10 protein-coding genes are annotated in these 13,257 nt (G+C 46.3%); 6 read left to right on the plus strand and 4 right to left on the minus strand.

Annotated elements, in window-relative coordinates; all coding sequences use genetic code 11:
• Positions 1–103 precede the first annotated feature (103 nt).
• Together HXT33_RS01285 and HXT33_RS01290 are read left to right on the plus strand one after the other, a co-directional pair.
• On the plus strand, positions 104–706 hold the full coding sequence (locus HXT33_RS01285; RefSeq protein WP_374043018.1) for a hypothetical protein: 603 nt from the start codon (positions 104–106) through the stop codon (positions 704–706).
• Between the two features lie 104 nt (positions 707–810).
• The gene (locus tag HXT33_RS01290; RefSeq protein ID WP_004268639.1) at positions 811–900 is read left to right on the plus strand and encodes a 30S ribosomal protein bS22; all 90 of its coding nucleotides are present in this window, start codon (positions 811–813) and stop codon (positions 898–900) included.
• Between the two features lie 137 nt (positions 901–1,037).
• Here the strand turns inward: HXT33_RS01290 and rpiA are convergent, their stop codons facing one another.
• The 4 genes from rpiA to HXT33_RS01310 all read right to left on the minus strand — a co-directional run bounded on the left by rpiA (position 1,038) and on the right by HXT33_RS01310 (position 6,109).
• A complete protein-coding gene (gene rpiA / locus HXT33_RS01295) occupies positions 1,038–1,721 on the minus strand; it encodes a ribose-5-phosphate isomerase RpiA (RefSeq protein WP_421787211.1) in 684 nt (227 codons plus the stop codon).
• Positions 1,722–2,182: 461 nt separating this feature from the next.
• The gene (locus HXT33_RS01300) at positions 2,183–3,175 is read right to left on the minus strand and encodes a ribonuclease H family protein (protein ID WP_421787214.1); all 993 of its coding nucleotides are present in this window, start codon (positions 3,173–3,175) and stop codon (positions 2,183–2,185) included.
• Positions 3,176–3,275: 100 nt separating this feature from the next.
• On the minus strand, positions 3,276–4,949 hold the full coding sequence (gene pgm, locus HXT33_RS01305; protein ID WP_004134346.1) for a phosphoglucomutase (alpha-D-glucose-1,6-bisphosphate-dependent): 1,674 nt from the start codon (positions 4,947–4,949) through the stop codon (positions 3,276–3,278).
• A gap of 35 nt (positions 4,950–4,984) precedes the next feature.
• Positions 4,985–6,109 (minus strand): diacylglycerol/lipid kinase family protein, encoded by a 1,125-nt coding sequence (locus tag HXT33_RS01310; protein ID WP_004134348.1) that lies wholly within the window; start codon positions 6,107–6,109, stop codon positions 4,985–4,987.
• Positions 6,110–6,221: 112 nt separating this feature from the next.
• Between HXT33_RS01310 and HXT33_RS01315 the strand changes: the two genes are divergently transcribed.
• The 4 genes from HXT33_RS01315 to HXT33_RS01330 all read left to right on the plus strand — a co-directional run bounded on the left by HXT33_RS01315 (position 6,222) and on the right by HXT33_RS01330 (position 13,173).
• Positions 6,222–7,181: an alpha/beta fold hydrolase gene (locus HXT33_RS01315; RefSeq protein ID WP_421787216.1), complete on the plus strand. Its 960-nt coding sequence runs from the start codon at positions 6,222–6,224 to the stop codon at positions 7,179–7,181.
• Positions 7,182–7,252: 71 nt separating this feature from the next.
• Positions 7,253–9,097 (plus strand): L,D-transpeptidase, encoded by a 1,845-nt coding sequence (locus HXT33_RS01320; RefSeq protein ID WP_421787218.1) that lies wholly within the window; start codon positions 7,253–7,255, stop codon positions 9,095–9,097.
• Positions 9,098–9,107: 10 nt separating this feature from the next.
• Positions 9,108–10,586, plus strand: a complete 1,479-nt coding sequence (locus HXT33_RS01325; RefSeq protein WP_421787634.1) for an App1 family protein — start codon at positions 9,108–9,110, stop codon at positions 10,584–10,586.
• A gap of 10 nt (positions 10,587–10,596) precedes the next feature.
• On the plus strand, positions 10,597–13,173 hold the full coding sequence (locus tag HXT33_RS01330; RefSeq protein ID WP_421787220.1) for a S9 family peptidase: 2,577 nt from the start codon (positions 10,597–10,599) through the stop codon (positions 13,171–13,173).
• The last annotated feature ends 84 nt before the right edge of the window (positions 13,174–13,257 follow it).

Below are 13,257 nucleotides of genomic sequence, written 5' to 3' on the forward strand. Positions count from 1 at the left end.
TGTCTTTAGCGACAATGACGCGCTGTGCTTTATAAAGCCTCAAAAAAGCAGCGTTACAGACTTACGCGTCATCGTGCTGTGAGATAATGCAAGTATGTCGGATATGAATGTTTCAAATGCTAATGGATCAACACATCACAAGTTATTAGTTGTAGTTACGTCTGCAGCAGTAGTGGTTATTTTAGCGTTTCTTTCAGCTTTCGTGTGGCCGGGTTGGGCGCTTAATCACGATAATTCTGCAAATAAAAATCATGTTGCTGTGCCAAAAACACCATCTATACCGGCTAAAGCTTTGCCGGTTTCTTCAACAGCTTTGTTGAAGTCTATGCCGGATAGTGTTCTTGATTTTGCGCGAGTTGACGCAATTCCTAGCGCAACTTGGACTGAATCGTCGCCTTTGGAAGAATATAGCGTAAAGTATTCAACAGGTCAGAGCGATGGTGAGGTTTCGCTAACTGTTGCGCAATGGTCGAATCGTGATTCTGCAAATAAGCAATACGAAGCATTGCTCGACGGTCTTAAGGGTTCGGACGTTGCAAGCGGTAAGATTCAAGTTGCTGGTAAAACGGTTGGAAGCTACGTTCTTCGCGTTGATGAGAATGATAAAACTCAGGCGAGCGCATTATGGCAAAACGACACTGCTGTTTTTGAGGTAACTGGTTCGAAGCAGTCTGTAGAGCGTTTTTACCACAGCTTCCCAATGTAAATTTCTTCAAAAAGCACTGTTCTTTGTGACGGTACTGTCCAAAGTCGTCAAAACGGTGTAACATTAGGCAAGTTGCACACTTTAGATAGGAATGGAGGCTTCAGATGGGTTCTGTCATCAAGAAGCGCCGCAAGCGGATGAGCAAGAAGAAGCACCGCAAACTGCTGCGTAAGACTCGTCACCAGCGCAAGTAATTATGCTTATGCGTTGATGCGTGTCTGAACGTTTAGGCACGTAAATACTTTTTATAAAGCGTCGGTTTTTCCCGGCGCTTTTTTATATACAAAAAAGTAGAGCCCGCATTGCGGACTCTACTTTGCGCTTAGTTTCGTTACTTATTTGGGTTTGTAAGTGTGCGAGGGCCGTTAGGGGTGTCAACCATGTTCAAGAACAAGCCGTGTTCTACGACGCCGACGGTTTCAATCAAATCCTTAGCCAACTCCTGAGGATGCTCAATGCGCTCCATGTGCAAATCAACCACGAAGTTGTTCTCGTCGGTGCGCACTTCCTTGCCGTCCGCATCAAGACGCAAAACCGGCTTATATCCGCGCTTTTCGAACTTACGAATCACCTGTGCGGAACCAAACGGAATCACCTCAACTGGAAGTGGGAACTTGCCAATTGTGTCAACTACCTTGCTTGCGTCCACAATCCACACAATGCGGTCTGAGTTAATGGCCACAATCTTTTCCCAAAGAAGTGCCGCGCCGCCGCCTTTAATGCCGTTGAAGTTCTTATCGACTTCGTCGGAGCCGTCGATTGTAACGTCAATGTGGTCTACTTCGTTAATGTCGAGAATTTTAATGCCGTAGCCTTCTGCCTGCTCTTGAGTACGGCGTGAAGTGGTGACTCCCGTGAAGCTCAAGCCTTCTTCTTTAACTCTGCGGCCAAGCTCATCTACCAAAAAGCGCACGGTGGAGCCGGTGCCGAGGCCAACCATCATGCCATTTTTCACAATCTTTGCGGCTTCAATGCCGGCTGCTTTTTTAAGCGCGTCTTGTTGTGCTTTATCCATTATTCCTGCTTTCTTATGTTTTGTTATTCCCGAGTTCGTCGATGAACTTCCATCGCATTTGCGGGAGAGGCGTTTTACGCTTTATGCTGTTGCGCTTTTATGCGTGCCTCATTTTCGTACATTTCCATATTAGTCTGCGTGCAGATTTTTTGAACTGAGCGAAGGACGCTCGCACGCTCCAAATGTGGGCGCGACGACCTGCTTTCGCGCTCAAAGTGTAACGCGCGAAAGCAACTCGGAGCGTGAGCTTGCTCAAGTTGAAAGCACGGTGTGCTTTCAACGCAAGCTCAGTAGCGAGCGCGCCTAGGCCGCGCGAGCGATCTACTACGTTTGGAGCGCCAGATACACAGAAACCCTCCAAATGCGAGATAGATTCCTCGCGTTTGGAGCGTTACGCAACGAATAGCCCTCCAAATGCGGAGAAAGTTGCGCGCGTTTGGAGCGCCACATTAAAAAATAACCTATGAAAGGTAGAAGGCGGTTGGAGCAAAGTGTAGGGTTCCATCTGGTTCAACGTATCCGCTTACGTTAATTGTGCCGGAAATAAAACGCGGCTCGCCGTTAAAAGTTGGGCTTGTGTTTGGTGGAGGAGTAAACTGCAGCACGCCAGAAACGCTTAATCCTTTAACTGGCTGCGGCTTTATTTGCGCCTTGTTTTCGGGATTGTTTTCGGGCTTATTTTCGGGATTTACTTCTGACTCGTGCGCCTCGTTTGTTTCACATGCTTCGTTTGATTTTTGCGTAGAATCTTGCATATTTTCGGCAATTTTAGACGCGTCTTGAGTTTTTGCTTCGTCGCAATCGTTGCTATTTTTTACGAAATCTGGGTTTGTGTCTTCTCCAACTGCGCGCCCAATATGGTATTCCTCGCAAGAAATCTTATTTTCCATTAGCGCTTTTGCGTCTTGCGGAACGTCAGTTCCACTTGCGTATGGTGAAGAAAGTAGCGACTTCCAGCCTTCTAAAGGCAAGTATCCGCTTTTCACGCCGCTTCGGCAATCTTCTGCGTATGTGCGCGCTAATGTATCAACTTTTTCGTTTCCAGCGTTTCCAGCATGCCCTTTAACCCACACAAATTTTACAGCACCTTCGCGCTTAGTAAGTTCCGCGTCAATTGCGCGAATCAAATTCGCGTTTTTAACAGGCTCGTTTTTGGAATTCTTCCAACCGTTCTTTTTCCAGCCGTGAATCCACGTAGTTGAGCAGTTGATTGCGTATTGTGAATCAGTTTCGATTGTGAGCGGCTCGCTTCCTGGGTGCGCTCGCAAAGCTTCCAAAACAGCGCATAATTCGCCGATTTGATTCGTGCCATTAGTTGCGCCCCCAGCGTCCGCGTTACCAGTGTGATGGTGCTCGCTAGTGCTACCAGCCTCGAAGCTGTGATCTGCCCATGCCCAACCCATTGAACCATTCGGATTTCCTAATGCGGAACCGTCTGTAGAAACAACTATCATGGCAAACCTTTCAAAAATGCGCCGGCTGCAAATTGCAACCAGCGCAATTAGTGTATTTTTTATTTACGCAAGATTATTACGTTACGCAAAGTCTTGCAGACTATGCTAAAGCCTTGTCGACTACGGCAGTGGCTTCTTCAAGCACTTTGTCAAGTGCTTCTGGAGAAACGAAGGATTCTGCGTAAACCTTGTAAATGTTTTCGGTACCAGATGGGCGAGCAGCGAACCAGTTGTTCTTGGTAGTCACCTTCAAGCCGCCAATCTTTGCGCCGTTTCCAGGAGCTTCCGTAAGCTTTGCGGTAATATCTTCGCCAGCAAGCTTGGTTGCTTCAACATCGTCGCCGCTCAAAGCTGCGAACTTCTGCTTCTGTTCAAGCGTGGTTGGGGTATCAACGCGCTTATACCAGCTTTCGCCAAAGCGAGCAACCTGATCCTGGTGAAGCTGAGCTGGGTTCTTGCCAGTCTTTGCAGTAATTTCAGCTGCGAGCAAGTCTGGAATAAGGCCGTCCTTATCGGTAGTCCAAACGCGACCATCCTTGCGCAAGAAGCTCATTCCGGAGCTTTCTTCGCCGCCGAAAGCAACTTCGCCGCTAAAGAGTGGGTCAACGAACCACTTGAAGCCAACTGGTACTTCCACGAGCTTTGCGTTAATAGAAGCAGCCACGCGGTCAATCAAGGAAGAAGACACAAGCGTCTTGCCGATTGCCGTGTTCTTTGGCCAATCTGGGCGAGCGCCGCCGAACAAGTACTCCACGCACACTGCAATGTAGTGGTTCGGGTTCATAACGCCCCAGTTTGGGCACACAATACCGTGGCGGTCAGCATCTGGATCGGTGCCGCCAACCAAATCGTACTTATCCCAAGCGCCGGCGTTAAGCTGGTCAACTAAGCCCTTCATTGCGTAAGGGGAGCTTGGATCCATACGAATCTTGCCGTCGTGATCGATCGTCATGAATCGCCAAGTTGGATCAACTTCTGGGCGCACAACGCCAATGTTCAGGCCGTACTTTTCGTTCATAAGTGGCCAGTAATTTACGCTTGCGCCGCCGAGTGGGTCGATTCCCAAGCGCACGCCGCTGGAGCGAATCACGTCGAAGTCGATTACGTTTGCCAAGTCGCTTACGTAATGTTCGCGGTAATCGAAGCCTTCTACTAAGTCAGACTTGATTGCTTCCTCGAATGGAACGCGCTTTACTGACTTGTAGTTGTCGAGCAATTCGTTTGCGCGAGCTGCGATTGCGTTAGTTACGTCTGCTGGGGCAGGGCCGCCGGTTACAGGATCGTACTTAAAACCGCCGTCGGTTGGTGGGTTGTGTGAAGGAGTGACGACGATGCCATCAGCCAAGCCGTCGCCGCTAAAACGCTGAGTGCCGTCGGCTGCGCGATTATGCGTCAAAATAGCTTGGGATACAACAGGCGTTGGCACGAAGTCGCCGCGAGAGTCCACGCGAACGTGAACGCCGTTAGCAACCAAAACTTCGATTGCGGTTTTTTGAGCAGGCTCGGAAAGTGCGTGCGTGTCACGGCCGATGTAAAGTGGGCCGGTTACGCCAGCTTTCTTGCGATATTCGGCGATGGCTTGGGTGATTGCCACAATATGAGCTTCGTTAAACGAAGTTTTTAAAGCGGAACCACGGTGACCGGACGTGCCGAAAATCACGCGTTGTTCTGGAATATTGGAATTTGGAACTTCATCATAGTAGGCGCCAACCAAAGCGTCGACGTCGACTAGATCTTCTGGGGTGGCGGGCATTCCCGCATTTTTTGCTACCATAATTTTTTATTTTGCCACGGCGCTTGTATTTTATATTATTCACTCACAGCAACGCTGGTTTTTACGCTTGCTGGCACGCGCACGCACAGTGCTTGTTTGTCAACAGTGAATCGCAAATGTTTTGTGTAACCCAAAATGTCGCCGTCCACCTGCACTGGCGCCGCTTTTTCCAACTGCACTTCCGCACTAAATCCTTGCGTCTGGTCAATTCTTGAGCCGGCTGAAAGTGACTCCTGCTGTAGCGCGTGCCCGGTTACGGTTTGGTGTACTACTCCGCGGAATAAATTAGCCCAGCCAATCAATCCGCCCGAAGTGTCAATAATTTCAAAGTCGAGTACGCCGTCGTCGTAAGCTGCTTCTGGCATTAGCGAGAACATAGGAATTTGCCCGCAATTTCCTGCCATAAGTGTTCGGAAGGTGAGTCCTTTTAGCACGCTTTCGTCGCCGTTTGATCTTTGCAAAGTTACGGTTGCGCGATACTTCGGCATAAACAAATGTTTAACTCCGGCCACAAAATAAGCAAGCCAACTAATATTTTTCTTTAGCTTCGGGTCGGTGTCGTCAATCATAAGCGCATCGAAGCCAATTCCAGCAATAATCAAAAACGCGTGGCCGTGGTCTTCGTTTGGATTGTCCAGAATTGTTACGCGTCCAACATCAACCTGCCTGGACCCGTGCGAAGTAGCCACGCGCAACGCAGCTTCCACATCGTTTACAGGTATGCCCATGTTTCTTGCAAAAAGATTTCCGGTGCCAATAGGAATAATTCCCATCGCATGCCCTTTGCCGCTTACTGCGCTCGCAACTGTTCTAACTGTGCCGTCTCCGCCAACTGCCACAACAACGTTAGCTCCGTTGGAAAGTGCATCTAAAGCGCACTCGCGTCCGTCTTTATCTAGCTGCGTGTCGATTATTTCGTAAGTTAGCTTGTGCTCGTTGCAATAATTTTGAATACTTTCGCGGTAAGATTCTGCCTGCGGCTTTGAAGGATTTAAAATAAACGCGTAATGCACGGAGTCGCCGTGTCGTTTTGCGAGTTTTTTCGCTAAATGATGCCGTTTCATGGCGCGCGTAACAATCATGATGACGAATGGCGCAATAACTAGCGCAAAAACAATCACCATAAGTGCAATGGTTGCTTGAATAGGCATAATTGGCATACCCCCTATTCTTGCACATTATTTCTATTGATACGATAAATTTTGCTTAATACTGTGAATATTTACGTTTTTTACACATTTGTGTTATTGGCTAAGACTATTATTAGGCACTATGTGTGAAGCTTTTAATAACGCAAATAATAAGTGCGATTCTTTTAAGGATTGCTCACTTTTTCAGTTGCACAATACGGTTTATAGAGATGTAAAAAATTCTGACGATTCAAACAATTCCAATATTGTTCCAATCGTTTTAATCCACGGTTTTCCGGTTGATCACCGCATGTGGGATGCTTGTGCAGATTCTTTGAACGCACAAATTGATGCCGCTCTTGAATCCGGCTTGTTAAAGCATGACGTTCCTATTTTTGCTCCGGATATGGTTGGTGCCGGCTTGAGCGAGACTCCAAAAGCCGAAAGCTCTGAGTTTAACGAGGCTGATTACGCTCACGCTCTCGACGCTCTTAGCGCATCTTATGTAAAGCTTATTAACGATTTGGGCTTTAAGCGCGCTGTATGGGTTGGTCTTTCTATGGGCGGCTATGTGGCTTTGGACGTTCAGCGTCTTCTTCCTAAAGCTGTTGCCGGCATTGCTTTATGTGATACTCGGGCCTGCGTTGACGCTCCTCAAGCACGCGCTAAGCGTCTTGAAATTGCAGATGTTTGCGAGCGCGACCAAACGGTTGAACCTGTTATGCATTTTGCTCACGCAACCGAAAAAGATTCTACGGTTAAACAGTCGCCTGAGTTTATTCATACTTTTGAAAATTGGATTCATGATCAGAAGCCTGAAGGTTTGGCATGGCGTCAGCGCATGGCAGCCTGCCGTCCAGATATGGAAGACCAGCTGCCTTTGATTACAGCTCCAGCTTTGGTTATTAGCGGCACTTTGGATCCATCTAGTGCGCCTGAAATTATGCGTCCAATGGCTGACGCAATGAAATCTTCCTCGCACGTAGATTTTGTTGAGATTGAAGATTGTGGACATTTCAGCGCTACTGAGCATCCGTATGAGGTTGCTTCTGCCTTGGTTGCTTTATTGTCTGCAGTGCAGCGTTTGCAGAGAAATCTGTAATTTCGTGCGTCGCTAGTGATAAACTGTACAAGCGTGTTTTTGCGTACAATTATTGAGCAGAGGTTATTAATATGACTGATATGCAGCACAATCCTGAAGGCGAAAATTCCTTCAATCAAATGCCGGGTCATACGCCTGATGACGCAAGCGACGATACAGTTGCTTTTGCGCAAGTCGAGCAGAATCAGGTAGATAATCAATCTGCCGATAATGATGGAAAAACTCTTGCCGAAAATCTTGGTGAAGTTGCAGACGAGTACGAAGATCAGGATTCTTTCGACAGCGGTCTTTCTGTACAAGAAATACTTATTAACAATTCTGCTGATTCTACAGCAACAGACACTTTTAAGGCTGTAACGCCTGATTCTCAATCTGAGTCCGAAAATGGCGGCAGCAGAAATGGTAAAGGTGGCAATCGAGGCGGTCGTGGTGCTAACGGAGCGAAAGCAGGCTCAGCTAATCACGGCAATCGTTCTGCGCTCGCATTGCTTTATTCTCTTTTAGTTTTTGTTATTTTGATAGCTGTAGCATTCTTTGCCCTACAGTGGTATTTCCACGATCGCGTATCTCCAGGCGTTAATTTTGGCGATGTTTCTGTTGCTCGTAATCTTACGGGTTATAAGGAGGATTCCGTAAAGCGCGTTGTAAGTGATGCCGTGGATGCTTCTTCTTTGGTTATTAAGGACGACCGTGGAAACAGTATTACTGCAGATTTAGGTGAGCTTGGTGTAAAAATCAATCAGCCAAATACTGTGCGAGCAATTATGCAAGCTAAGCATGATAATTTATTCACTCGCATTATGCCTTGGATTCAGCAGTCTGTTAGTTTGCAAGCTAAGGTTGACCATTCTGCAATGGATTCGTATGTGCTTACTAGGTTTGTTCGCGAGCGTGATCGTGCCGTTCCTTACAGCGCAAAATTCGACAAGAATTCCGAGTCTTATGTTGTAGAAGATGGTATTCCTGGACGCACTATTGAAACTTTGTCCGTGCGCGAAGCGGTGAAAAAAATACTGGCTCATCCTGGTAAAAGCTTAAAAGTTTCAGTTACTTCTCGCAAAACGCAAGCTCCTATTAAGCGCGATGCTGCACAGAAACTTGTTGACGAATTAAATAAGTTGCTGTCGAAAAAAATTACGTTTAATAACGGCGACGGAAAAGATTTTACTGTTCCTAAAACAGTTCTTGCTTCTTGGATTACTGTAAAAGCTGATACTACGCGTCGTAAGCTTTCCTACACTATTGATACAGATAAAGCAGACGATTTCTTGTCTCAGGCGCTTCCTAAAGAGCTTAATCAGCAGAAAGTTAATCAGGAAGACGCAATCAATAAAGACGGAAAGTTTATTTTCACAACCATGAAGGGTTCTAATGGTGTTGAAATCACTTATGCAAAATCAGCTGCAGAAAAAGCAGTTGATGCTTTGCGTAAGGGAAATGATTTTAAGCTGACCCTTCCTGCGAAAATCACTAAGTTTACGGTTGAGAAAAAGCTTGTGGAAATGCGCATTGTTGTTGATAAGTCAACTCAGACTGCGTCTGTTTATAAAAACGACGAGCTTGTGAAGACTTTCCCTGTTTGCACCGGTAGGACTGGCGCGGATGATTCAACTCCTGGCACGTTCTTCATTTACTTGCGTTACGCTTCTCAAGATATGCGCGGTAGAAATGGCGATGGTTCTTCTTACTTCTCGCCTAATGTGCGCTGGGTTAGCTATTATCACGCTGGAGAAGGATTCCACACTGCTTCTTGGAATTATGATGGTATTGCTACTGGCGATGCTGCAAATCACGGTTCTCACGGATGCATCAACATGTACGAGCAGGATGCGCGCTGGATTTATGAGAATTGCCCGCGCGGCACGATTGTTCAGATTGTAGGAACTACTCCGGATGGTCCTGTGCGCGAGAAATGAGCGTATGAGCATGTATGATGAAGGTTCTGAGGATGAAACTAGCTCATTCGATGAGAATGTAGCTACTTCTGCAGCGCCCTCAAAGCATGCTGTTGCGCAAAAAACGGAAGCGCTGTTAAAACCGGCTGTGCAATCGAAACTGGAAGCGCTGTTAAAACCGGCAGCACCTTCGTCATCTCGTCGAATTAGCAGCACCCCAATTCCTGTACACGTTACAGCTACACTTTTTGACGCACCGTCTGAAGACGAAAAAATCAGCAATAAACCTTGGTTTGTGCGCGTAGTAAGACGTGTTATTACGTCTTGTGTTGGAATATGGATGCGATTTGCCTCTCGCATTGCTCGCCGGTCAGGGTGGTATCCAAGCGTAGAGCCGTATATTGGCTATGGAACGCATCGCTATGCTCGCTTAATTTGCCGCACAGTGTATGCTCCAAAGCGCGGACACCGTTCAGTGTTAAAGCGCGGTATTTACGCAATGCTTGTGATTCCAGCCGTTCGTGTTCGTGTTGCGCTATCAATAGACAATATTCCTGTAGAAACCGCGCAAGTTGGTGATTCTGAAGTTTATGACAAGCCGGAAGAGGCTCGTGGTGGTAGTGCTGAATATTGTATTTCTGATCGTGCAGGCTACTTGGATTTGATTACAGAACGCGCGCTTTTGCCGGGTCGTCATGTTGTTTCTTACACGCTTGAAAATCGTGAGCCGGTTAAAGCAAGCTTGTTTGCTATTGATGACAACGTGCCAATCGGAATTATTTCCGACGTTGACGACACTATTATGGTCACTCAAGCGCCTTCTCCAATTCGTGCCGCGTACAATCTGCTTATTATGAATCCGGCGCATCGTTCGCCTGTTGCTGGAATGTCGGAGTTTTTCCAGTCGCTGTCTGATTTGCGTAACGATATTCCATTTTTCTATCTTTCTACTTCTCCTTGGAATGTTGAGGCTTCAATTCGTCACTTTATTGAGCGCGAAAAGTTTCCTGAAGGCCCTCTTTTGCTCCGCGATTTAGATCCGCGTCCTAAGACTTTTATTCCAAACGGTCCGCAGCATAAGTTGGAGTTTGCCACCCAGCTTATGGATGATTTTCCAGGTATGCGTTTTGTGCTTATTGGTGACGACGGCCAAAAAGATCCAAGCACTTATGCGAATATTATTCGTCAGCATCCTGGCCGAGTGCTCGCTGTTGGCATTCGTCAGCTTCATAAGCGGGATACTGTAGACAATTTTCGACGTAAATTATCGCGTGACTTTGCGGTTGCTCTTAGTGCTTCTCGTCGTGCTTATATTTTTGCAGATGAAAGTATTCCGGAAATTCCTGAAACGGAACTTGAAAAACTTGACGATAATCTAAATGTTGTAGAAGCAAAAGGTGCTGCTGGAACATTGCAAGGAGTTCCATTTTTTGCGTCTCCTACAGGTCAAGGATTGTCGGAAGTAATGCTTCCGTTTATAAAAGAGGCTATTAAAAGCAGAGTAAGGTAAAAAAATATTTATGAGTGAAAAGATTTGCGAAACAAGCTGTAAAACAACTTCTCAAACAGTCTTTGAAAAACCTGCAGAAGCTAAGCGAATACCCTCAAAGCGCGAATTTCATGGCGATACTTATGTTGACGACTACGCTTGGATGAAAAATCGTAGCAGCAGTGAGCTTCTTGAATATATAAATTCTCAAAATGCGTACACTGCTAAGCGCGTTAAGCGTTTAGAAAACTTGCGTTCTACCTTATTTAATGAATTGCGCTCTAGAGTTCAAGAAACAGACATGTCGGTTCCTGTGCGAATGAATAATTACTGGTATTACGTTCGTACGCAAGAAGGAAAACAGTACGCTATTCAATGTCGTATGAAAGTTAGCGATGAAGCTAATTGGAATCCGCCTACTATAGATGAGTCTGCTGAGCCGGGCGCAACTGTAGGTGAAGAAATGCTTTTTGATGCAAACAAAGAAGCAGAGCTTGCTGGAAGCAAATTCTTCCGGCTTGGAGGCATGGATTTAAGCTCCGACGGCTCTCGTATGCTTTACGGAGTTGATACTCAAGGCGACGAACGTTTTAGCTATTTTATGCGAGATTTTTCTTCCAGCACATGCTCTTGGTCTCCTTTGGAAGAGTCTTGGGAAAATCTTTCTTCTGCTTCACTTTCTCCGGACGGAAAATGGGTGTTTTATGTAAAAATAGACAGCGCATGGCGTCCTTACCAGGTTTGGCGGCATCGCGTTGGAACGCCAACAAGCAGCGATATAAAAGTGTTTGAAGAAAAAGACGAGCGCTTTTTTGTTGACGTTTACGAAAGCTTTGACGAACGCTACATGATGATTAGTAGCAGCTCTAAAACAACCTCTCGCGTGCTTATGCTTCCGCTAAGTACGCCTGAAGGTGATTTTCGCATGGTGATTGAGCCGTCCGAAGGCGTTGAATACGACATTTCCTTCGCATGCTTTGAAGGCGCTGGTAAAAATGGTGAGGATATTCCGGTTGCTATTGTTTGCCACAATGCTAAAAATCCTAATTTTGAGATTGATGTTATTGATATGCGAAATCTTCCGGACGCAGAATCGGACGCAAATATGGACGCAGATACAAGCGAAGGTGCGAACGCAGTCTCATCTAAAATTGCGACTTATAAACTAGGTGATGGCGTTTGCGTTGCTTCCGGTTCTCCTTACGGCTGTGAAAATGGAGATTTGTGGGAAGATTCGGCCAGCAAAAAGCCTATTTGTCAGCCGTATAATTGCGAACAAAATCCTGAAATATTGCGAAACTCAGTCGGCTTAAGTATAAGCGGATTGTCAATGTATAAAAATTATGTTGCGTTGGCGTATAGAGCTCAAGGATTGCCGCATCTGGCTGTAGTTAGCAAAAAGCGCGCTGTAGAAGACTTTTTAAGCGGAAAGCCGTGGCGTTTTTACGAAGTTCAGCCTCAAATTGTTTTAGATCACGAATCTACTTGCGTTAATGTTCAAAACGTAAGTATTTCGCATGTTAATAATCTGCAATCTTGTATAACTAATCAAGCTAAATCTTCTTCTCGTGAATGTCTTTGCAAAATATCTAAAGAAGAAATCAAAAATAATCGCTTGTTCAGCATTTCTATGACTGGGAATCCTTCTTATGAAGCTCCTCGCATGCGTTACGCTTTTGGAAGTTACGCAACTTTAGGTCAGCTTCGTGAGCTTGATCCTTCAAGCGGCGAAGACGTGTTACTTAAGCGCGGGAAGATTCTTGGCGAGTTTGACGAGCATAATTACGCCGAAAAACGCATATGGATTACTGCTAGAGATGGCGAGCGTGTGCCGGTGTCTATTGTTTGGCGTCCGGATAAAATTTCGCAAAACGAATCAATGTTTATTACAGGATACGGCGCGTACGAAGTAAGTTCTGACCCTAGTTTTTCTGTTGGACGCTTGAGTTTGCTAGATCGCGGAGTGCTGTATGCTCAAGTGCATGTGCGCGGCGGCGGTGAAATGGGTCGCGCGTGGTATGAGCAGGGTAGGCGCGTTAATAAAAAGCACACTTTTGAAGATTTTGTTGACGCAACGCGCGCATTGCAGAATGCTGGTTTCGCTTCTGCTTGCCATACTGTTGCAAATGGCGGTTCTGCAGGCGGCTTGCTTATGGGTGCTATAGCAAATATGGCTCCGGAATGTTATGCGGGAATTGAAGCGGATGTGCCGTTCGTTGACGCACTTACTTCTATGCTTGATTCTTCTTTGCCGCTTACTGTAACCGAGTGGGATGAGTGGGGAAATCCGCTTAATAATGCTGAAGATTACGCTTATATGAAGTCGTATACTCCTTACGAAAACGTGCCTTGTGCTGGTAGTGAAGATGGGCGCAAAAAATTAGCTGATTTCCCGAAAATCTTAATCACATCGTCTATTCACGATACTCGCGTACTTGTTACTGAACCTATGAAGTGGCTCGCGAAATTGCAAGCTTCTGGGGTGGATGCTATTGCGCGTGTTGAAACTGACGGTGGCCACGGCGGTACTTCGGGTAGGTATAGGCAGTGGCAGGAGCTTGCGTATGAAAACGCCTGGTGTCTTGGCGCTATGGGCATAAACGAATAGTCTAAAACGACCGAAACTACTCAGCTGTGTGCTGTTTATGTCGTTTTCTTGCGAGATTCCGACCCAAACTACTCATCTGTGAGT

This window comes from Gardnerella sp. DNF00753 (assembly GCF_049244275.1).
Classification (GTDB): domain Bacteria; phylum Actinomycetota; class Actinomycetes; order Actinomycetales; family Bifidobacteriaceae; genus Bifidobacterium; species Bifidobacterium greenwoodii.